The sequence below is a fragment of the Leucobacter sp. UT-8R-CII-1-4 genome (genome assembly GCF_030010235.1).
Lineage (GTDB): Bacteria > Actinomycetota > Actinomycetes > Actinomycetales > Microbacteriaceae > Leucobacter.
In genome coordinates, this window is record NZ_JASCRS010000001.1 from 751,532 (window position 1) to 773,268 (window position 21,737).

Annotated in this window: 14 protein-coding genes; 4 read left to right on the forward strand and 10 right to left on the reverse strand. The window is 59.8% G+C overall.

From position 1 onward, the window contains the following. Positions 1–86 precede the first annotated feature (86 nt). Genes QBL02_RS03300 through QBL02_RS03315 form a run of 4 tightly spaced genes read left to right on the forward strand, consistent with a single transcriptional unit; the run spans position 87 to position 5,096 of the window. Positions 87–1,682 (forward strand): carboxyl transferase domain-containing protein, encoded by a 1,596-nt coding sequence (locus tag QBL02_RS03300; protein ID WP_282724930.1) that lies wholly within the window; start codon positions 87–89, stop codon positions 1,680–1,682. Positions 1,683–1,687: 5 nt separating this feature from the next. After that, a complete protein-coding gene (locus tag QBL02_RS03305) occupies positions 1,688–3,739 on the forward strand; it encodes an acetyl/propionyl/methylcrotonyl-CoA carboxylase subunit alpha (RefSeq protein ID WP_349238628.1) in 2,052 nt (683 codons plus the stop codon). Next, the gene (locus QBL02_RS03310) at positions 3,736–4,233 is read left to right on the forward strand and encodes a MaoC family dehydratase (RefSeq protein ID WP_282724932.1); all 498 of its coding nucleotides are present in this window, start codon (positions 3,736–3,738) and stop codon (positions 4,231–4,233) included. Before QBL02_RS03305 ends, QBL02_RS03310 begins: the two co-directional genes overlap by 4 nt. A 2-nt stretch (positions 4,234–4,235) precedes the next feature. Continuing rightward, the gene (locus QBL02_RS03315) at positions 4,236–5,096 is read left to right on the forward strand and encodes a CoA ester lyase (RefSeq protein WP_282724933.1); all 861 of its coding nucleotides are present in this window, start codon (positions 4,236–4,238) and stop codon (positions 5,094–5,096) included. Positions 5,097–5,170: 74 nt separating this feature from the next. On the opposite strand, the gene QBL02_RS03320 is transcribed toward QBL02_RS03315, so the two are convergent. The 10 genes from QBL02_RS03320 to QBL02_RS03365 all read right to left on the reverse strand — a co-directional run bounded on the left by QBL02_RS03320 (position 5,171) and on the right by QBL02_RS03365 (position 21,613). Then, positions 5,171–5,761, reverse strand: a complete 591-nt coding sequence (locus QBL02_RS03320) for a TetR/AcrR family transcriptional regulator (RefSeq protein ID WP_282724934.1) — start codon at positions 5,759–5,761, stop codon at positions 5,171–5,173. Between the two features lie 31 nt (positions 5,762–5,792). Further along, a complete protein-coding gene (locus tag QBL02_RS03325) occupies positions 5,793–6,623 on the reverse strand; it encodes an NAD(P)-dependent oxidoreductase (protein WP_282724935.1) in 831 nt (276 codons plus the stop codon). A 74-nt stretch (positions 6,624–6,697) separates the two neighbouring features. Further along, positions 6,698–7,294, reverse strand: coding sequence for a hypothetical protein (locus tag QBL02_RS03330; protein ID WP_282724936.1), 597 nt, complete (start codon positions 7,292–7,294; stop codon positions 6,698–6,700). Further along, positions 7,291–8,076, reverse strand: coding sequence for a protein phosphatase 2C domain-containing protein (locus QBL02_RS03335; protein ID WP_282724937.1), 786 nt, complete (start codon positions 8,074–8,076; stop codon positions 7,291–7,293). Before QBL02_RS03335 ends, QBL02_RS03330 begins: the two co-directional genes overlap by 4 nt. 23 nt (positions 8,077–8,099) lie before the next feature. Then, a complete protein-coding gene (locus QBL02_RS03340) occupies positions 8,100–9,716 on the reverse strand; it encodes a DUF5684 domain-containing protein (protein WP_282724938.1) in 1,617 nt (538 codons plus the stop codon). Further along, positions 9,709–12,186: a transglutaminase domain-containing protein gene (locus QBL02_RS03345; protein WP_282724939.1), complete on the reverse strand. Its 2,478-nt coding sequence runs from the start codon at positions 12,184–12,186 to the stop codon at positions 9,709–9,711. The genes QBL02_RS03340 and QBL02_RS03345 overlap by 8 nt, the downstream gene beginning before the upstream one ends. Beyond that, positions 12,183–13,376: a DUF58 domain-containing protein gene (locus tag QBL02_RS03350; protein ID WP_282724940.1), complete on the reverse strand. Its 1,194-nt coding sequence runs from the start codon at positions 13,374–13,376 to the stop codon at positions 12,183–12,185. Before QBL02_RS03350 ends, QBL02_RS03345 begins: the two co-directional genes overlap by 4 nt. 164 nt (positions 13,377–13,540) lie before the next feature. After that, positions 13,541–14,527, reverse strand: coding sequence for a MoxR family ATPase (locus QBL02_RS03355; RefSeq protein WP_282724941.1), 987 nt, complete (start codon positions 14,525–14,527; stop codon positions 13,541–13,543). 46 nt (positions 14,528–14,573) lie between these two features. Beyond that, positions 14,574–20,492, reverse strand: a complete 5,919-nt coding sequence (locus QBL02_RS03360) for an Ig-like domain-containing protein (RefSeq protein WP_282724942.1) — start codon at positions 20,490–20,492, stop codon at positions 14,574–14,576. After that, complete coding sequence (locus QBL02_RS03365; RefSeq protein ID WP_282724943.1) at positions 20,489–21,613, reverse strand: serine/threonine-protein kinase; 1,125 nt, start codon at positions 21,611–21,613, stop codon at positions 20,489–20,491. Before QBL02_RS03365 ends, QBL02_RS03360 begins: the two co-directional genes overlap by 4 nt. Between the last annotated feature and the right edge of the window lie 124 nt (positions 21,614–21,737).

Below are 21,737 nucleotides of genomic sequence, written 5' to 3' on the forward strand. Positions count from 1 at the left end.
CAACCAATAATTTCCCGTGACTTTTCGCTTATTGCTCAGTAACCTAGATTTCACAGCGAGACACCACCCTCGAGAATGTCGGTGGCATGACACATCCTGATGTGCACAGATTCAATGAGGAGGCAACTGTGACAACGAGCTATTCAGACCTCGTCGCGCAATTGCGCGAGCGGCGCGCAACCATTGCGCTCGGCGGTCCAGAGAAATCACGCGAGCGCCACGTCGCCCGCGGCAAATTGCTGGCACGCGACCGTATCTCACACCTGGTTGATTCGGGCAGCCCGTTTCTTGAGGTCGCACCACTGGCCGGTTACGAGATGTATGGCGGCGACGCACCAAGCGGTGGCGTGATCGCGGGCATAGGCCTCATCCATGGCCGTCAGGTAATGATCGTGGCAAACGATGCCACCGTGAAGGGCGGCACCTACTACCCCATCACAGTCAAGAAGCACCTGCGCGCACAAGAGATCGCAGCAGAAAATCGCCTGCCCTGCGTCTACCTCGTCGATTCAGGCGGCGCCTTCCTGCCAATGCAAGACGAAGTCTTCCCAGATCGCGAACACTTTGGCCGCATCTTTTACAACCAAGCTCGAATGTCTCGCGACGGCATCGCGCAGATCGCTGCCGTAATGGGTTCAAGCACCGCAGGTGGTGCCTACGTGCCCGCAATGAGCGATGAAACCGTTATCGTGCGAAACCAGGGCACGATCTTCCTCGGCGGTCCTCCACTCGTAAAGGCCGCGACCGGCGAAATCGTCACCGCGGAAGACCTCGGTGGCGGCGAAGTACACACTCGCGTGTCAGGCGTCGCAGACCACCTCGCCGAAAACGATGAGCACGCGCTACAGATTGTGCGCGACATCGTGGCAACCCTGCCAGCAAACGCGCCACTCAAAGAGCTTCCAAGCCAAGACGTGCAAGCACCGCACCCCGGTTCGCTTCTCGATGTTGTTCCAGTAGCTCTCACCGAGCCGTATGACGCGCGCGAAATCATCACCCGCGTGGTTGACGGCGGTGAGTTCACCGAGTTCAAGCGCGAATACGGCACCACCCTCATCACCGCGTTTGCAAAGATCCACGGCCACCGCGTCGGCATCATTGCGAACAACGGCGTGCTCTTTGGCGAGAGCGCCATGAAGGGCGCGCACTTCATTGAGCTCTGCGACCAGCGCGAGATTCCGCTCGTCTTCCTACAGAACATCACCGGATTTATGGTCGGTCGCGAGTACGAATCTGGCGGCATTGCAAAACACGGCGCGAAGATGGTGAATGCCGTTGCGACCGCATCAGTGCCAAAGCTCACCGTAGTTGTTGGCGGTTCATTCGGCGCAGGCACGTACTCAATGTGCGGTCGAGCATACTCGCCACGCTTCCTGTGGCTGTGGCCAGGCGCCCGCGTGTCGGTCATGGGCGGCCCACAGGCCGCATCGGTACTTTCAACGGTTCGTCGCGATCAGATCGAAGCTGCTGGCGGCGAGTGGAGCAGCGACGAACAGACCGAGTTCGAAGCACCAATTCGCGAACAATACGAGTCACAGGGCAGCCCCTACTATTCAACCGCTCGCCTTTGGGACGACGGAATCATCGAACCAGACCAGACCCGCGATGTGCTCGGACTCGCGCTCGACGTCGTGATGCGCGCACCGTTTGACGCACCCGGCTACGGCGTATTCAGGATGTGATGCAAATGTTTAATACCGTTCTCATTGCCAATCGTGGCGAAATTGCCTGCCGCATTATGAAAACCCTGCGCGGCATGGGCATTCGTTCAGCGGCCGTCTACAGTGACGCAGACGCTGAGGCAAGACACGTCAAGCTTGCCGACATTTCAAAGCGGATCGGCCCAGCGCCAGCCGCGCAGAGCTATCTGAACATTCCAGCAGTTATTGATGCGGCACTCGAAGTCGGCGCTCAAGCCATTCACCCCGGCTACGGGTTCCTTGCCGAAAACGCCGAATTTGCTCGTGCTTGCGAGGCAGCCGGCCTAGTCTTCATCGGCCCTTCTGCCTATGCGATTGAAACCATGGGCGACAAGATCTCGGCCAAGACTGCCGTCTCGGAGCGTGGTGTCCCAACGGTGCCCGGCATCGCGCGTCCGGGACTTAGCGATGCCGAACTACTCGCAGAGGCTCCAGCAATTGGCTACCCCATGCTGATCAAGCCAAGTGCTGGCGGCGGCGGCAAGGGCATGCACGTTGTCACCAAAACAGAAGAGCTCGCTGATTCAATCGCCGCCGCCCGACGCGAGGCAGCGGCAAGTTTTGGCGATGATGCGCTCTTTATTGAGCGTTACCTGAGCACCCCTCGCCACATTGAAGTGCAGGTACTTGCCGACGCTCACGGCAATGTAGTCCACCTCGGCGAACGAGAATGCTCGCTGCAGCGTCGCCATCAGAAGGTCATCGAAGAGGCTCCCTCTCCACTACTTGACGAACGCACTCGGGCGGCAATCGGTGAGGCTGCCTGCGAGACCGCGCGCAGTGTCGGCTACCAGGGCGCAGGCACTGTTGAGTTCATCGTTGAGGCTTCTCAACCAGACGAGTTCTTCTTCATGGAGATGAATACTCGCCTGCAGGTTGAGCACCCGGTGACCGAGGAGATCACTGGCGTCGATCTAGTCGAACAGCAATTGCGTATTGCCGCAGGTCAAGCACTCTCGCTCATACAACAAGACATCGTCTTGCGCGGCCACAGCTTTGAGGCTCGTCTCTACGCCGAAGACCCCGCCGCTGGCTTCCTGCCAACCGGCGGCCACGTGAGTCACGTGGCCCATCCAAGCGGCGAAGGCGTACGTGTTGATACCGCAATCGAGTCTGGGCTCAATGTCTCGATTGATTACGACCCAATGCTCGCAAAGATCATCACCTGGGGTGAAGATCGCGAAGCCGCCCGGCGCCGCCTCGTTCACGCGCTCGACGAGACCGCAGTGCTTGGTTTTCCAACGAATATTGAGTTCATGCGACTGCTGCTCGAACTACCAGAAGTTGTCGCTGGAGATCTCGACACCGGCTTGATCGCACGGGTTCAAGACAGCTTCGAATACGCTGCAGCGAGCGAGCGCGAATTCGCAGAAGCTGCGCTGCTGATCGAGCACACTCGCGCCGACGCACAGAACGCCAGCGCTTCACGTGAAACAGCAGCGAGCACCGCGACCGGCCCGTGGGCAAGCGTCAGCGGCTGGCGCCTCGGCTCGGCTGCGCCGCGCACCCACGCACTAGTCAGCGCAGGCGAACAGCACACCGTCTCACTGACACGCTCGCTCTCTGACGCAGAGGCAGACACCGTAACGGTCGACGCGTTCAGCACAGGTGCAAAGCTTGAAGAACTGGGCGCACACCAGTACAGCACAACCATCGATGGAACTACGCGCACGATTACCGCGATGGTGCAACGCAGTTCAGGAACAGCCACCGTGCTACTTGCCCATGATGGCGCTGTGTTTGAAATCAGCGAGTATCGAGTAAGCCACAGCGGTGATGACGCCGCGGCCGGTGGCCCACAGCTTGAATCACCAATGCCCGGAACCGTAGTGCTGGTGCACGCAAGCGACGGCACACAGGTTGAGGTGGGTGATCCAGTAATCGTGGTTGAAGCAATGAAGATGGAGCACGTACTTCGAGCTACCGTGGCTGGCACCGTCGCGCTGCGCGCCGGAGTCGGCGATCAGGTCTCGCGGGGGCAGACACTCGCAGTGATCCAGGTGCATACTGAAGATGCAACCACCGAGGAGGCATCATGACTGACAAACGAATTGAACAGCGCGGGCTCTACTTTGAGGAGTTCGAAGAGGGAACGGTGTACCTGCATCGACCAGGTCGCACAGTGACCGAGGCTGACAATGTGCTCTTCACAACGCTCACCATGAACACCCAGTCGCTGCACCTAGATGCCGCATGGAGTTCACACACTGAATTTGGTGAGCCTCTCGTAAACAGCATGTTCACGCTCTCAACCTTGGTTGGCCTTTCGGTTTCGCAGCTCACACTCGGAACCATTGTCGCAAACCTTGGTTTTGGCGAGGTCTCCTTCCCAGCGCCAGTGCGAGTGGGCGACACCCTCTACGCCGAAACCCGAATCGAAGGCAAGCGACTGTCAAGTTCACGCCCCGGCCAAGGCATCGTGGAGTTCCGGCACACAATGCGCAACCAGACTGGCAAGGTGGTGGCGATCGCTACCCGCTCAACACTGATGCAGTGCCAGCCAAAGGACCAAGTTCGAGGCGGTGCGGCTTAGTCATGGCAGTTGACCTCAGCTTGCAGGGCCCGGCTCTGCTTTTTTGCCCGGCTGATCGTGGCGATCGATACGCGAAAGCGCTTTCAGCAGCAGACAGTGTGATTCTTGATCTTGAAGATGCGGTTGCGCCTGCTGACAAGGCAAGTGCGCGCGAGCAACTCGTGGCGGCGGGGGCAGCAAGCGCTCGCGGTGACGAAGGTGCGCTTGATCCAGCGCGCGTGATTGTGCGGGTGAACCCGGCAGACACTATCGACCACCCGCTCGATCTTGCCGCCGTTGCCGAAACTCCGTATCGCACGCTTATGCTCGCAAAAGCAGAGAGCGCCACCCAACTCGATGCGCTGCAGAAGGCCGGGTATCGTGTACTCGCTCTTTGCGAGACTGCTGCGGGTATCGCCCGTGTCGCTGAGATTGCCGCGCACCCGGCCGTCTTTGCCCTAATGTGGGGCGCCGAAGACCTCGCGGCGAGTATGGGTGGCAAGAGTTCCCGGCTCGATCCCGCAGACGGCGCGCAAACCGGCATTTATCGAGATTTCGCCCGCTTTGCTCGCACACGAATGCTGATCGAAGCCAAGGCCGCTGGCAAGCTAGCCGTCGACTCGGTTTTCGTAAACATTCCCGACGCTGACGGGCTGCGCGCCGAAGCCACTGATGCGAGCGCGAGCGGCTTCGATGCAACCGCGTGCATTCACCCGTCGCAGGCCGCTATTCTGCGTTCGGCCTACGCAGCTTCGCCAGAAGAGATGGCCTGGGCAGAACGGGTACTCGACGAAGCGACAAGACAGCCCGGCGTTTTTCGCTTTGAAGGCAAGATGGTCGACGAACCGGTTCTTCGCCAGGCACGAGCGATGCTCAGCCGCTAGGCGCACATACTCATATGTCTCGGCTACTCGCTGCCTTCACGACGAGCGGCCGAGACATATGTCTATTCAGGCCGCTAACGGTCGGCAGCGGGTGCCGCTAGGGCGGCGCTCGCCATCGCACTGAGAATCGCGCCGGCACGCTTACCGCTGGCAGCGGCGCTGTGTGGAGTTGAGTTCAACAATCCGACCGTTGCGAGCAACCGCGTCTGCGCTTCGTTCTCATCAATTTCAGGGTGAATCGCGCACAGCACTTGTTGCCACTCGCGCAAGTACTCGCGCTGCAATCGACGCACCTTTCGGTTTGCGTCACTTGGCAGGCTAGAAAGCTCACGATCCTGCAGCACAATAATGTCTGGCTCTGAGGTTGCAAACTCGACATGGAACGCAATCAGCTCGTCGAGAGTCTCTTGCGGCGAGCACTCGTCACCGACAATCTCGAGGCAGCCCGCAAGCAGTCTGGTGCTTACGTCTACGAGAAGTTCGCAGAGCAGCGCCTCTTTGCTTGGAAAGTAGTTGTACAGTGCCGGGCCGCTCATGCCGACGGCTTCGCCAAGCTCTACAGTCGAGACGGCGTTGTAGCCGCGCTCTGCGAACATCTTTGCTGATGCGCGCATGAGCGCAGCACGCCTATTGGCTTTCTGCGTTGCACGCCATGTTGCTGTCACGGAGTCGAGTGTTTCTTTCTAGTTGTGTCGATTAGTCGAGGAAGATATCGAGGAACAACTGATCGTCTGGGGTACCTGGTACGGCTGCATACCCTGAGAAGTCCGTTACACCCTCGGCGCGCAGAACGTCTTCTGCTACCAAGGTTTGACCGCTGTAGCTGCGAGAGTCCTTGGTAAGCATGGCGTAGGCGGCGTCTGCGCAGATTTCTGGCGTGCGCGAAACCCGCATCATTTGGTCGCCACCGAGAGAGAACTGCACTGCTGCGGTTGCAACGGTAGTGAGCGGCCAGAGCGAGTTCGCCGCGATCCCCGACTCAGCGAATTCAGCTGCAATACCCATAGTTGCCATTGTCATGCCGTACTTCGCCATGGTGTAGCCAGTGTGCGCACCGAGCCACTTTGGTGAAATATTCAGTGGCGGCGAAAGCGAAAGAATGTGCGGGTTCTCGGATTTTTTCAGTGCCGGAATAGCGGCTCGAGAGAGCATGAAGGTGCCGCGCACATTCACGTCTTGCATCAGGTCGTATTTCTTTTCGGCAAGATCAAGTGATCCAGAAAGATCGATCACACTCGCGTTGTTCACCACGATGTCAATGCCACCAAACTCGGCAAGGGTAAGTTCAACAGCTCGCGCGATATCTTCATCGTTGCGTACGTCACCGTGAATCGGCAATGCTTGACCGCCCGCTTGGCGAATAGCCTCGGCCGCGGTGTGAATCGTGCCCTCAAGTTTTGGGTGTGGGGTGTCCGTTTTAGCGATGATGGCGACGTTCGCGCCGTCGGCGGCAGCCCGCAGCGCGATCGCGAGACCGATTCCGCGGCTTCCACCGCTCATAAGCATTGTCTTACCAGCGAGTGACATAGTCTCCCCCTTCAAGTTCGACCGCGCAAAGCGCGATGCAATTTCAGTTACTGCACCGTAACCGTGTTGCGAATCTACCATTCAAAAGCAATAGCCGCTACAGCATAAAGCCCAACGACAGATATCACGATCACACCAAAATACACAGCGAGGGTTGTCACCTTGCGACGACGATCACGCTCTTTCAATGATGGCAGCTGATCGCGCCCCTGCACCACAGTTGTTTCGGTCTGCGCTGGCGGTAGCCCCACACGGCGAAAAATCTCATCTCGCCCCGTTTGCAGTGGCATCTCACTGCTCGGCCTTGCGCCATAGCTCACCGGCAGCCCCCGAGAGACACCGCGTTCCGCAGCAACCTCCCACGGAGCGACACCCGGTGCCAGTGCAATTGGGCGATGCGGGTCAAGACCAGAATCAACGATCTGGAGAAGCTCACGCTCGGCCAGGGGCTGCTTAACCGGCGGCGCAGGATCAGACCGGCTCAACGACTGCTGGCGCGCCGCATCTTCTTGCTCTGCACGCTCGGCGATCCGACGCTCGCGACGCCCATTCTTCGCCGCGACCCGAGTGCGATCGTTTGAAATCGCCACGGTGTCGTCGCCCGAGACCACAACTGTGCGGTCTTCAGCAACTTCGGGAATCTCACCCTCCGGTTCGAACTCGCGGGTCATCGTGAACCCGGCCGAGTAATTTCAAGCGTCGCCCACTCCGCATCTTCACCGGCCGATTCGGACGCTTGTGCCGCGACACCGCCAGACACAACCTCAAGCACAATCACTGAAATGTTGTCCCGACCACCGGCCGCAAGTGTGCGGCGCACAAGTTCAGCCGTGAGCATTGCCGGTTCGCCACCCTCAGCCAGTACCGTCTCAATTTCGACATCACTGATTTCTGAGCTCAAACCATCCGAGCACACCAACAGCCGTGAACCGGCCTCAACCGGCAACAACCACGCATCATGCTCATCATCAGTGCTCCCAAGCGCCCGAGTAATGATGTTGCGCGGCGTCGACGCAGCCTGACTATCGCCCTCTGCAAACAGCTCCGATTGCAGCGAGTGGTCAGTGGTGAGCTGCTGCAATCGCCCGCCACGCTGCAAGTACACTCTGGAGTCGCCAACATTCAGCACATACCAGTGCGGTTGCCCCTGGTGCTCGATACGAATCGCGCCGGTGAGTGTGCACCCGGCCCCGCGTTCGCTTCGCTCTGAGATTGCTTGCACGCGACGTTTCGCCTCGTCAAGGGCAGCCTCGATCTGCTGCATGGTGGCTTCGCGAGGGGCGGTGAAGGCCTCGCTAAACGCCGAAATTGCAGCTCTGCTTGCAGCAGCTCCTTGATCGTGACCACCCATACCGTCAGCGACGATAAAACACGGATCGGCAGCGAAAAGGGCATCCTCATTGACCGCTCGCCGCAAGCCGCGATCGGTCAGTGCCGCCACCTCGAGTTTCACCCGTGGCTCAGTGCCGGGCAGAATCACGCAGATTCACCGATGAGCCGCAGCTTGACTTCGAGCGTGCCAAAAAGCATGCGCTCGGTTGCCTCAGCCCGCACACCGGGCATGAGTTCGCTTTCACTGCCGTCTTCGTTGAGCAATACCAAACCGTTGGTCGAGTTCAAGTCTTCTACGATCCAACGTTCGCCATCGCGGGTCAAGCGCACGTGCGACTTCGAGAGCGTACGAGTGCGATCAGCAATTGCGAGTACCGCTGATCCGTCGATAGCTTCTGGCCTGCGCCCCACCACGGTATCTGGCGATAGCTGAAGCTCAGTGCCGTCTGGCAGTTCAAGCACCCACTGCTGCTGCAAACGTCGCGGCGCAACAATTGTGTGATCAAGATCGAATTGATCGTCGTCTGAAGTCGCCGAATTTTCTGGGGCCGCGTGAGCAGCTCCAGGCAGCATCGAATCGGGCAGCGGCTCAACCTTGCCGGTGATGCCGGTTGCCTTGTATGCGGCTGGAGTCGGCGCGGGTGGCACAATCATTGGCGCAACGGCGGGCGCCGAGGGTTCTGGCTGGGCAGGGGCCACGGCAACAGGACTTACCGTAGCCGGCTCGGGAGTCACCGCTGGATCAACCGGCGCCTGTGCAGCGGGAGGCTCGGCGATAACCGCCGAAGCTTCGGCGGGTGGCGCAAACGTCGGTGCGGCTGCGGGAACAGCAGGAGCAGCAGGAGCGGCCTGGGGCGCTGAGGTGGCAGCAGGAGCAGCGGGCGGAGCAGCAGGTGTCGCAGGAGCGGCAGCCGATGCAACTGGTGCAGGTGCCGCAGGAGCAGCAGGAGCGAGGGGATGCACTGGTGGCACCACTGGCTCCGGCAACACAATCGGAGCGGCCTGTTCCTGAGCCGCACGAGCGGCTGTCCACGAAAACGGAGTTGGTGTCTCGTGCAAACCAAGCGGTGCTGCCGGCGCACTCCGGAAGCTCTCCGCCGCCAGACGGGCGTAGTCAGCCTCGGTCTCACCGCCGAGCGGCGATGCATGCTGCGGGGCGACAGGTGCCTGTTGGCCCTGCGGTACTACAGCTGGCTGCAGTCCTACCGGCCAAGACTGTGCCGGTGAAGCTGTTGGGGCAACAGGGGCCTGCACACCCGGAGCAGATGGGCTGGGCGCCACCGCAGCAGCGAATGCGCTTGGCGCAGCTGGCGCCTGCGGCGGCACAAAACCTGCCTGCGGCTGAGCAGCATACTGCGAGTTCGCTGGCTGCCGAGTTGCGCCAACAGGCGCAGTGTTCTCGCCGACATGATTGGCAAAAAGTGTCGCCCAGAGTGGTGCAATAAATACACCGAGAACCGTGTAGCCAACCCCCGCGCGGTACTCATTGCCGAGACGGTACATCGCAATAATCAGCATGATGCCAGGCACGATGCCGAGCCCGACAAAGGTGAGCAGAACGACCCAGCCGGGCAGACCAACACGCTCAAGCAACTTCCACTGGTTCCAGAACGGGATCCAGCCGTCGCGACTCTGCAGGCCAATACGCGGGAACAGCCTCGCCATTGCCCACAAATACCAAACAAGCACACCGACCGCGAGCAATGACCAGACCGCGGCAATAACCACGGCGACTCCTGTGCCAGTCGAGTAGTTATCCATTGAGGGACTCCTTGTGTGTCTGTTTCAAATCGTGAGACGCTGTTGCTGATTCTGCCGCACTGGTGCGCCACTTCACAATGCTGAAGCGGTATGAATTCAGCGCATATTTTGCACGAATTCGCTGCACGCGGGTCATCTTTGCGGCCCGAGTTTTGTTTTCGGTAGCAACTGCCGCCCACATCCATTCGGCCTCTTGCTCGCTCACACCCTGCGCTGAGAATACCGCTCGCGTAGCAGTCTCGGCGGCCCAACGCGCAGCATCACTGTCGATGAGTTCGGCAATCTCAGCTCTGGTTGCGCCTGGCGGAATCTTCAGTCCAGCATCAACAGCGCCGTCAACGAGCTCCTGCCAAGCGCCAAGCACTCGCAATTCAGTGTGCGGTTCGGCACGTCTACCTCGGGCTCGCCGCTTCTTTACAAAAGGCAAAAACAGCAGCGGGAGAGCGAGCAAAGCAAGCGCCGCGAGGCTCAAACCAGTCGCGCGTAGCACCGGCAAGATCCAGGCTTGGGTCTTTTCTTCGCTCTCATTTTCAGAGTCATCGTTTTGCTCACCCATGCCAAGCGGCGGGTCGACTTCTTTCACGTCCCGCTCTTCAGGCGTGGTCGGATACTCCGGAAGCTGCTCGCCCTCTTCCAAGGTAGAGGGGCGCATAGTGAGTTGCGGGGTGACATCGATTGGTTGCCACTGCCCCGAGGTATCTCGCACTTCAATCCATGCGGCGAGATTGTCTCCTGTGCACTCTTCCACACAATTCGGCACACCCTGCACTTCTGGCGTGTCAGCAAGCCGAACCCCAAGGACCACACGAGACTCAAAACCCAGCATCTGCGCAATAAGTGCGGCAGCAGCAGCAAACTGTTCGTCGTCGCCGACCGCGGCAACCAACATCTCAGCTGGTGCCCCCTCGCCGGCAATTCGTTCCTGATTATTCAGCTGGCTAAAAAGCTGCTCAAGCCGAGCTGTGGAGTGCCCTCCAGTGCTTGATTCGAAGCGAGTGCCATACTCCCGTTCAAGACGACTCAGCCAATTGCGGTCGCTTTCACTGATCGAGTGGCTCAGGTAGCCCCGGCTGCGCAAGCGCTCGATCAATTCGAGCAAGCCAGTCGCGTTGGCCGGTTGATCCTGCGTGTTCACCCAAGAAACCAGCTCAGGCATCGCCTCAAAGTTAATCGACGAGAGTGCTGCGGGCGATCCACCGCTGAGGTTGCCGTCTTCGCTGCCCTGCATCGTCATTGTGAAGCTGTCTCCGGGCTGGAGCCCCAGGGTCTTTGCCCCTCCGGGCACAGCAATGGCCGCCGCAGTTTCTCGATTCACAAAAAACGCGTCGGCGAGATCTGAAGCCCGCGGACCGTGAAAAGCGGGTACCGAGCCAAGCCCAGCAACCGGCACCCAAATATCACCGTAGCCCTCACCAAATTGCACATCCACCTGAACCGGATCGCTCAGCCGGTCACCGCTTGGGAAGCGTGTGAATCGCCCCGCCTGATTCGGGCTGATGTGAAAATCAACACCGTCATATGCGTCCAGTACCGCGATTCGAAGTCGCGGTGGCAGCTTCGCCTCCGGCGCAGAGTTCGCCCCAAGCGCCACCGAAAAGAGCGATGCGTCAATCTTCTCGTCGCTCTTCCAGCCGCGATAACCGGCCAGCGGGCTGGTCCGCTCGCGCAAAAGAATCTCAGGGTCAATGCTGTCTCGCGGCACCTGCCTTCCGGCATCTCCGAGACCTGGAGCGATCGCAAGACCAAGCGCAATGGCAACGAGAACCGTGCCCGAGGCAAACACGGCACGCAAGGTTTTGCCCCCGCTGCGGCGTTCGCTAACGTCACGCCCCCTGCGCAGTGCGGCGCGACGTTCGGCGCCAGCTGCAAACCAAACCCAGGCGGCCCCGAGCGCGGCCGCCACGCACCACAGCGCCAATTCGCGCGGAGCAACGATGTTTATTGGACCAATCGCCACGCTCTGGCTGAGCACAGACGACCCAAACACTGTGCCAAAAGCTACTGGGGCGAGAAGTGGAATAGCCGCTAGCGCGGCCCGCTTCTCGCTGCGCAGTGCAATCGAGGCCGCTAGAAAGGTGCTGAGCAAAAACACCAGGTAGGCGGGCACGAGCACCGCCTGATAGCTGCCGACCGGCAGCGTAAGGGTCAAGAGCTGCTTCCAGCCGAGCACAATTCCGGCGACGCCGTCGATGAGCCCGCGCAGCAACCCCTCTGGCATTCGATCTAACGCTTGTGGCACCGCAACCGGCACCACCGTCAATACAAAGGCAGCAAACAGCAGACCGGCGGCAGAAAACATGCCCATTCGTTTTGCGCTGAACATCGCAATAGCAAGACCGATCACAAGACCAGTGGCACCGGCGATGATAAGCGCCACGCTCTGATAGATCGGCCAAGCCGCAAGCACACCGAGTACCGTGGCAAGCAACGCCGCCAGTACGGCGCCAATTCGCCTAGACAGCGCGGTCACAAAGCACCTCGCAGCATCAATTGAGGCAAGTCACCAACAGCACCGAGGGTGCCAACAGTGAGCGAGTCGATCCGCTGAGCAGCCGGTTCGGCCAGCAATTCTGCGCGCAGGATCAGCACACGCACATCGGCTGCAAACGGCATGGCTGCGCGGCGCAGTCGAGCAAGCTCAGGGTTCGAACCCGTCACCAGCACAACAATCGAAAGATCTCGAGTTGAGTGTGCAAGGCCACGCGCAAGATGTTCAATCGCGGGCGCGTCAGGGGCCTGACGAAGCTCAGACCAAGAATCAAGCAATTGCCTCTGGTCACCTGAGGGAAGCTCTTCGAGACCGTCGATACTTGGCCTCAGTTTGCCAGGAACCCAGCCGGAGGCCACAAACCGTTCGCGTCCCTCCTTCACCGCGTGCAGCGAAACCGAAGCAGCGAGGCTCACACCCAGTTCAAACTCTTCGTCGCTCGCGTATTCGTCTCGGCGGGCGTCAAACAGCACGGCAAGTCTTGCAGTTTGTGATTCTTCGTATTGGCGCACCATGAGCTGGCCCGTCTTGGCGGTGCTCTTCCAGTGGATGTGACGCATAGCGTCACCCGGCACATACTCTCGCACTGCGTGGAACGAGAGATCACTGTCGGTCAATCGTTTCGACGCTTGACCCTCAAGATCACGCACAAGACCCGCCGAGTTCGGTGGCAACGCGACTGTGTGCGGGTGCACGTGCACTCTATGCAGATCACGCCAGGTCATTTCGCGTCGCAAAAGACCAAGTGGATCTTGTCTGGCGACAGTGAGCGGGCCAACGACGATGACCCCTCGCTGTTCAGTTGGCACAGTGACCGGAAGAGTCGTTAGCTGGTGAGGGCCAAGCAGCGGAACCGTAAGTTCACGCAAAGCGTTGCCCACAGGCAGCTCGATCACCGCGGGAAGCTGCGGCCGGGCAACGGTGTTTTCAACCTCAACGCTGAGCTGCACCTCGCCGCCGGCAACCACACTGTTGCGACTCACCTCAAGCACGGTTCGATAAGCCCTCGACCCTGCCAAGAATGGGACGGCAATCAGTAGGAGCGCTGCTGAAACAATCGCGACGAACCAAGCTTCCACCCAGACCAGGGTGGCTCCAAGCACAACCCCAACCACGGCAAGAGCGATCACGAACCAGCCAAGCGGCGTTACCGCCCTCGTGATTGCTCCCATTCGCCGGTTGAGCCTGCGCTGGGTGCGCCGCCACCAGCGTTTGAACTGCACACGGCGTCGCGAAAACTCCCCACCGGCGCCAGGGCCAGTTTGCCCTAGGCGCGTGTGAGTTCGAGTGTTCGTGCCGGTGTGCATCAGGCGCCGGCTACGGGTGCCTTCTGATTTCACTCGCTGCCGTTCTCCTGCGGTTCTGGCACATCGAGCAACAACTGGCCGATAATCTGTTCGGCAGTGACACCGTCAAATTCTGCTTCGGGTTCGAGCACGAGACGGTGCGCGAGCACCGAAGTCGCAAGCCCGCGAATATCATCTGGCACCACGAACGCTCGACCCTGAACGAGTGCCCACGCAGTCGCCATGCGCAGAAGCGCGAGCGCGCCACGAACACTCGCGCCAAGTCGCACCTCGCTCGCATTGCGGCTGGCCTCGACGAGGCGGGTGATGTAGTCGGCAATCAGCGGACTCACATACACCTGACGCGCGAAATCTTGCAGCTGCACGAGGCTGCCGGTGTTCATGACCGGCTGCACAGCGACGGGTGCAGCTGATTGCTGCAGAATTCGACGCATTGCCATTTCATCTGGGTACCCAATGCTGGTCTTGATCATAAATCGATCAAGCTGAGCCTCTGGCAGGCGGTAGGTGCCCGCCTGTTCGACAGGGTTCTGCGTGGCAATCACCATAAACGGGGTGCCGACCGGATGAGTTTTGCCGTCAACGGTTACCTGGCGTTCTTCCATCACCTCAAGCAGCGCCGATTGAGTTTTGGGGCTGGCACGGTTGATCTCATCGGCGAGCACAACATTCGCAAAGATGGGACCAGCATGAAACTCAAAAATACCCTGGCGTTGGTCAAACACCGTAATGCCCGTAACGTCACCCGGCAATAGGTCTGGCGTGAACTGCACACGAGAAGAACTACCCTGGATAACCTGCGCAAGCGTGCGGGCGAGCGCCGTCTTTCCGGTACCTGGCACGTCTTCGAGCAGCACATGCCCACCGGCAACCTGAGCGGCCAGCACAAGCTCGATCACACGACGTTTGCCGTGAATGGCCTGTTCCATGCCGTCTGCGGTTGTTCGCAGCGTCTCCCCTGCCCATGTTGCACGCTCGTCACTGAGCGGAGCTGTGCCGTTCTGCTGAATGCTCATGCGGTTCCTTTGTACTGTCTTGCGGCTAATAAAGTCGGGGTGTTCGTTATGGGGTCGGTGTGCACAGGCCGTCGGTAAAGACGGCTTGGTCTCGGGTTCCGGCCCAATCAAGGGTGATCTTGCGGTCTGGCGAGGCAACGAGTGTCAGGCCCTGCAGCGAACCAGCACTTGTGATGTGCTGCAGCATTGTGGCGTGATCTGGCAAATCAGTGCCATTCCAGGGCACACACGTCTGCAGCGTGACGCTGACGGGTTCGGGGCCGCTTGCGCTAATGCTGCCCTGGTCCGAACAGTTCAAGCCGCCCGGCGCACACTGTGTCACGGTGCCGTTAGGCGTTCCGGGCACAATTGTGCTCGCCGTGACTTCGCCGCTTGGCGATGGGCTATAACTCACTGTTCCAGCCGCATACTCAAATGACCAATCGCCAAGGCGAGTGGGGGCCGGGTTCGTTGTGTAGCTGCCCTGCAGAGTTGGCAGTTTCACGCCGCTGGTTTGCGGTTCGGAAGAGATTGGCCCGGCTGTTCCATACGAGTTCGACGCTTTCACTGTGCCGATGAAAGTCCGGTGCTCGGGCAGATTCGCACCACTCTGACGATCCCGCGCGAAGCTGCCGCTTTCGATACGGTACGCAAAGCTCAGCTCGTCACCACCGTTCCTACCGAAACCAGTGTGTTCAATCAACCACTCTGTGCGGTTCGAACCAGAGAGCGTGAGTGTGACCTCACCGGCAATCGGCGCGCCGATCGGGGTGGCGCCACCCGGCAAGAGAGCCGAATCGCCCTTGCCTCCGTCGCCACCGGTGTACGCCGGCGGAATCATGTTTGGCGCATCAAGGGAGTACACCCGCACCTCACGAGGTGTTCCGGTAGCGGGCAGCGTATAAATCTGGTCACTCGAAATCGCAATTTCGTTGCCATCAACAACGAGCACTCGCCGTTCGGCGCTACTTGGGCCAACCTGAATTCGCACCCGTCCCACCGAAGGGTCGGTGTTGTCGAGCCAGCGCACAGCTTCGCCGCCAGAAATCTTTGGCGGTGCTGGTGGCCGGTATGCCCAGGTTTCCACCCCATTGCTACTCTGAGCTGAATCGCCAACCGAGTTCGTCGCAACAGCATGGTAGGTCTGCCGCACGCCTGGTGTAAGCCCCGTCACGGTGCACGTCGCCTGGCCGCCACCGAGTGTGCACTGGCCAACTGAAGAGCCACCGGCCATCAGCTTCACGCCGGTAACTTCAGGGTGTGAGGTTTCGCCGCTAAGCGCAACCGAGAGTGTGACGCTGTCACCGCTAGCACCGGTAGCCGTAACACCCACTGGCGCGCGAGGAACACCCTGCGCGTCAAACTCGATTGTGCCGTTGCCAACACGATTTTGCGCGTCACGAACCACATAGCTCGCAGTGCAGCGACCGCCAGGGCCCCGCGGATCGGCCCAGCGAACATTGACTGAGTTTCCAGAGGCCTGCATAGTCCCGAACTGGCATCCGCCGTCATTCACTGAGACCAAGGTCAAACCGCCACCGCTCTTGCCAGCGAAAGGATCGTACTCACCAGAAACCCCGACTAGCGGAGTGCTACAGTCCGATCCGACGGTGCAGCGCAGCGCAACTGTGCCGCCCTTTGGTGCGTCAACAGCCGCTTCGCCTACTCGGAGGGTGAGTAGTGATTGGCTGTCTCCCGCACCGCTCGCGCTCACCGAAAGCACTGCCTGTGAGCCGGGGGTCGCATCTGCTCTGGCGACAACCTGCACTTTTGAGCCTGAATTGCTTATCTCAAAGGCTGAGCTACCACCGCTGAGTTGCCAGCGCAACTTTGCGAGTGATCCCTCACGGCCACCCTGCCACTGAACCATGTCTTCAAGGTTGATCGTCTCGGTGCTGCCCGGAGCAATCGTTCGGGTGAGTGGGTTCAGTTGCACCGCAGGGTCGTCAGGGATGATCGTGACCGGAATAGGCAACAGCGTAAAACTGCGCTGCTCTTCAAGTTTCACCCGCACCACGCAGCTATCACTCCACGGAGCTTCGCGGCCTGCCTGGTATCGAATCGTGGTCGTACCAATGGCCGTGCAACTCGCCTGCTGCCGCTGCGTACTGAAACTCGTCTGGTCTAGCTCGATCTTGTCACGCGGCCCAAGATCAATCAGAGTGTTCAAGTTCACATCAACACTCTTGTTCTCGGCAACCGAAATGGTGCCCGCCCCAGGCTTCAGTGACAAACGCAACTCATCAAGTGGCGGAACAATCAGGAAGCCGAAAGTCTCAACCTCATGACCGGTGAAATCAGTGCCGGAGAGTCTAAAGGGCACCAGATCGCCCTCAGCCCGATACGCCCCGACGATAGATGATCCTCGTACCGAATATTTTGACTCGGCAGCACCCCAAAGCGAGAGTTTCAGCGTCGACACGTCGCCGCTGGCCCAGCGCACCCGATCAGTTACCACGTCGATGCCGCTTCGTTCAAAATCCGCTCGGTCACGCACCGCCAGCACAGTGTCGGTAACCGCGGGAGCCTGCTGGCCGATTCGCTCAGAAACCTGCACAACAATCAGGCCGTCGGCGGTGCTCTTCGATTTCGAAGAGCGAACCGTGTAACGGTATGAAACCGTGCCCAGTTCTTCGCCTCCGGTCACTCGAACCACACCATGCTTCAGATCAGAAAGATCTAAGCGAGCAGCCAGTTCGCGATAGGCAGGTGATCCCTCACCGCCGGGCACATTCGGTTCAACTGAAACAAGCTGTAGCGCGCCGCCTGACGGGTCTAGATCATTATCGAGCGGGCGAACGGTAGCGGGATTTGTCGTACCGCGAGCAATTCTGACGTAATCGCTATAGACAACGGGAGCACCACCACCCGGATCAGGCTCCGTCACAATGATGCGCAGCTTGCCGGCGGCTTCACCACCGAAAGAATCACGAACCGTGTAGCTCACAATTTGAGTACCGCGTTGCGCACTCGAAGAGGCTTCAACCTGCACCGCACTGCTGCGCGGCACAATACTCGCCGAAATCTGCGGGTCTTCGGGCGCAGAAACGGCCACCAGCCGTAGACGGTCACCATCTGCATCGACACCCGAAAGCGGAATCGTTGCTTTCACCCGCTCACCCGGAGCCAGACGAACAGTCACTGTTGCCGGTTGGGGGTCACGGTTTGAGCCCTCGGCGAGCACAGTGACTCGAACCTGACCAACATCAAGCTGTTCGGGGCTCGAAGCGCCATAGGTTGTGTAGCTCAAGGTGTAGACGCCGGGGGCGTTAGGTGCGAGGTAACGAATGCGGCTGCCAGAGGCGAACGCAAGTTCTCCTTCAGCGCCAGAGCCACCAATTTCTGGATGCAGCACAAGCCGTTCGCCTGGTGGCGCAACGTCGTTGTCGAGTACAGGGATATCAACCACCGAGCCGGCTCGCACCGTCGCCGTATCGCTCACTGCAATCACGCCAGCGCTGGCATCATCGACCTGAAACACGGTGAGCCTGCCCTGGGCGGTCTGCTCGCCCTCAGCAATCACCACATCAACCGAACCGATACGCCCGGCCATACCACTCGCGGTTGATCCTGAAACGCGCACGCTCGAGTGCTCGATCACATCGGCGCGCAATTGCCCATCGCGCACCGTCGCCGAGCGCACTGTGAGGGCACGCGAGTTTGAACTCGGCAGCGCGGCGAGCACGTCTACCGTGCTGTCGGCCAGCGGGCGAACAAATGCGCGCAGCGGCGGCACAGCGAAAGCGTCTCGGCGATCCACCGCGGTAACTCGAATAATGCCGGTGGTTTCTTGCTCGGTAATGGTGTCGCGCACGGTGACCGCGATGGTTGAGCTACCGCGTTCGCTCGCGACGGCTTCAATGACGCCGGTGCCTGAGTTCGCGGTGGCTGTAGTGGATCCCTGCTGCACGGTTGAGCTCACCAGTTGGAAGGCGCCAGAACCACCGCTTACCCGTTCAAGCGGTCGAAGCGAGGTCGCTTCGCCGATCTTCACGGTCGAGGCGGCTGGTGTGAATTCGATGGCTGCACCGGTGCGAACCCGTACGCGCAGATCACGTTCGGCTTCTGCGCCTCTTGAATCCATCACCCGTACTCGCACGATCGAGTCGCCTGCGGCCGCGTTGGGGTCATTGTGCCGAATCGCCAGTTTGCCATCCGCTGTGACGAGTGCTCGAATCGGGTCTTCTGGATTGCTGACTTCAGCACCGGCGAGCATCATGGGGTCGCCCTCTGGGTCAACCCAACCCTCAAGCACGGGCAGCACGAGAGTGCCGCCGGGAGCGATTTCTGGGCTTGGCCAGGCTCGCTGGCACCCTTCGACCGGGCACCATTCAGGGGCAGAGTTCGCCGATTCTTCGGCGACGGTTAGTGTCACTGTCGCGAACTCAGATTCGGTCACGCCGTTGGTGATGCGGTACTGAAAGTTTGCGCTTCCGCTTGCTCCTGCTGAAGGCTGCAGCACAATGCCCTGACCGTCGCTCAGCATTGAGATTGTTCCGAACGCTGGATCGAGGTCATTTCCGAGTCCGTCTGGAATGACAGTGAGCACATCTTTGCGGTTTGCGCTGTAATCGTTGAGCAGCACTGGTAGGAGCGCCGGTTCGCCCGCGCGAACACCAAATGCAACGTCGACAGCAACCGGTGGTTCTTGCTCGGTCACGTCTTGTTTTACGATGGTGCCGGTTTCTTGCTTTGGTGGGTCTACCAGGGCCCACTGTTCGACCGGGATCAGCTTTCCTTCTGGCACTGTCCACATCATGCCGCTGCGCAACTCGGCGACTACTGCTCGACTACCGTTGGTGCGAATCTCTGGTTCAGCGTTGCTGAGGTCTTCGACGTTGGGGTCAAGGGCAAGCTCAGTTTCGCCCTGTTCGCTGCTCCACATTCTCGCTTCGTTTTGCCCCACCCAAGAGGCAACCATCTGCTCGCCTACCTGCTTTGGCTGCGCAGCGATACCGGAAGCTACGACGATGCGTTCGGGTTTTCCGGCCGCACTGACCGCCCAGAGTCCGTTATCGTCAGAGATCAGGGTTCTGCCGGCTTTGCTGCTTGAAGATTGCAGCTTGGCGCCACCGGTGATTGTGAGAGTGATCTGCTGTTTTTCGCCCTCGCGCCAGAGGTGGCCTTTCGCCGAGTCAAAAAGCACCCATTTGCCGCCAATTAGCGCCAATTGAACGTCGTCGGCTGGAACCTCGGCTCCAACATTCATTTCAGAACTCTGCCACTGCCCGCTTACAGCGTCGTAGCGGCGAATACTCTGCTCGTTTTTTGAGAAGAGCGCGATATTACCTTCAGCATCGAGGGCCACCGCGTTGGCCGCGTACTGTTCTGGTTTTGCGCTTTCGCCGCCGCTCTGACTTTGCTCAGTCAGCGGATCAAGCAGCTGAGGTTGTTCAAGTTTTGCTGGGCTACCGCCGCTTGCAGGCTTCACCTTAGCGAGATAACTCGCGCCGCTCTGCGTGAAAAAGAGCATCCGATTACCCGCAGCAATCACCTGCTGTGTGCCGTCAGGAGTGCGAATACTTGAGCTGTCGCGGTTGGTATTGGACTCGGTATCAGGGGTGTTGGCTGCAGCACTTTCGTTCAGCGCCGCGGTGTCTTCGCGCTGCTCAGGCGCGCCGATTTCTGCAGCGTTCTTCGCTGCACCATCATCTTGAATGTCTTTGGGCGCGGCAGCGCTAATCATGTTGGCGCGCGCATAGCCCTGCGTCAAGAGAACACCGAGGTCAGCAGTTTGCACCACGCTGCTTGGGCTCTCGGCCAACCGCACAGTATCGATTTCTGCCGTTTCGGTGTTCACTCTGGCGTATTGTCCGGCAGCCCGCTCAACCCATACCGATGGGTCTTCACGGGGCGTTTCACGTGAATCAAAACCATCAGAAATGACCGCAAAGGTAACCACGAGGGCGAGTGAGAGGGTGCCTGCGATCCAGCCGGCAAGCCTGCGTTTCGTAGGGTTCCCGCGTGGAGGGCGTGACTTGCTCATCCAAACCACCCAAATGCGAGCCCAGCAAACGTGACCGCGAGCCCCGCTACGACAACACCAATGCCAGCACCAATTAGGCCAGCTTTGAGCGGCGACCTCGGGCGATCGATGAGCACGCCATCGCTATTTTCACTCAGTTGCTGCGCTCTGAGTTCGGCCCGCTGTTGGGCTCGCGTGGCCGTTCGCACCGTGGTGACGACCGGTCCGCGTGGCGCACTGAAGTCTGCTGCCGGGGCGACCCAGTCGGGTCGCACCAGATCCAGCGGTGTGACATCAAAACCGTAGCTGCGTTGCAGGGTACGCAGTGCTTCGGCGAACTCTTGCATGCTCGAGAAACGCCGCTCTGGCATTGCTGACATTGAGGTTCGCAGCACCTCGTCGAAGGGCTGATAACCCTGTGCCCCAGGAATGGGCTGGTACTTGGCCTGGTAGATTCGAGCCTTCATCTTCGACTCGGTGTTTTGTGCCCGTTCGGCATGCTCAAACGGCGAGAAGCCCGCCGCGAAGGTGTACAGCGTGGCTCCGAGTGCCCACACTTCACTGGCGACCGTGCCTGTGCTTGCGCCATTGTTTACTTCTGGAGCTGCCCACGGAATTGAAAGCGCGTGGCGTTTGTCGTCTGAAGCGAATTGGTTTTGCAGCATGGAGATACCAAAGTCGGTAAGCACCGGCCTGCCTGTTGTGGTGAGCAGCACATTCGACGGCTTGATATCGCGGTGCATGATGCCCGCCTGATGGGCCGTCTCAAGCGCACCGGCCAACCGAACGCCAGCGTCGAGCACCACGGCAAGTGGTGCCGGCTTGCCAATTGTCAGCACCCGCATGGATTCGGGGCAAAATTCCATCGTCAAGTACGGGCGGCCGTCTGAAGAGACACCGGCCGAATAGATCGAGACAATCGACGGATGGCTTGAAAGCCGCGCCATTGCGTCGGCTTCTGATTCGAAGTCAGAGCGATCTCGCGCTTCTCGAACCGCCGTTTTCAAAACTTTCACGGCGACAATACGCCGCGGCATGTCTTGTTCATACTGAAATACGTCTGCAAAACCGCCGCTACCTAGCGGCCGGACATACCCCAGCCCAGTAATGCGCGGAGGCAGGGGCTGAGATTGAGCAGACACGCTGACAATTCTATTCGAGTGCGGAACGAAGACTGACAGGCAAATCACCGGCGCGCTCTCAAGCAAAGCTGCGGCGCTACACAAATGCCTAAAATAAAACATCCCCCCGACCGAAGTCGAGGGG

Excerpts from the sequence above, each read along its gene's own strand:
- QBL02_RS03300 (WP_282724930.1), top strand. The coding sequence starts at position 87 with ATGACACATCCTGATGTGCACAGATTCAATGAGGAGGCAACTGTGACA.
- QBL02_RS03305 (WP_349238628.1), top strand. The coding sequence starts at position 1,688 with ATGTTTAATACCGTTCTCATTGCCAATCGTGGCGAAATTGCCTGCCGC.
- QBL02_RS03310 (WP_282724932.1), top strand. The coding sequence starts at position 3,736 with ATGACTGACAAACGAATTGAACAGCGCGGGCTCTACTTTGAGGAGTTC.
- QBL02_RS03315 (WP_282724933.1), top strand. The coding sequence starts at position 4,236 with ATGGCAGTTGACCTCAGCTTGCAGGGCCCGGCTCTGCTTTTTTGCCCG.
- QBL02_RS03325 (WP_282724935.1), bottom strand. The coding sequence starts at position 6,623 with ATGTCACTCGCTGGTAAGACAATGCTTATGAGCGGTGGAAGCCGCGGA.
- QBL02_RS03330 (WP_282724936.1), bottom strand. The coding sequence starts at position 7,294 with ATGACCCGCGAGTTCGAACCGGAGGGTGAGATTCCCGAAGTTGCTGAA.
- QBL02_RS03340 (WP_282724938.1), bottom strand. The coding sequence starts at position 9,716 with ATGGATAACTACTCGACTGGCACAGGAGTCGCCGTGGTTATTGCCGCG.
- QBL02_RS03350 (WP_282724940.1), bottom strand. The coding sequence starts at position 13,376 with ATGGGAGCAATCACGAGGGCGGTAACGCCGCTTGGCTGGTTCGTGATC.
- QBL02_RS03355 (WP_282724941.1), bottom strand. The coding sequence starts at position 14,527 with ATGAGCATTCAGCAGAACGGCACAGCTCCGCTCAGTGACGAGCGTGCA.
- QBL02_RS03360 (WP_282724942.1), bottom strand. The coding sequence starts at position 20,492 with ATGAGCAAGTCACGCCCTCCACGCGGGAACCCTACGAAACGCAGGCTT.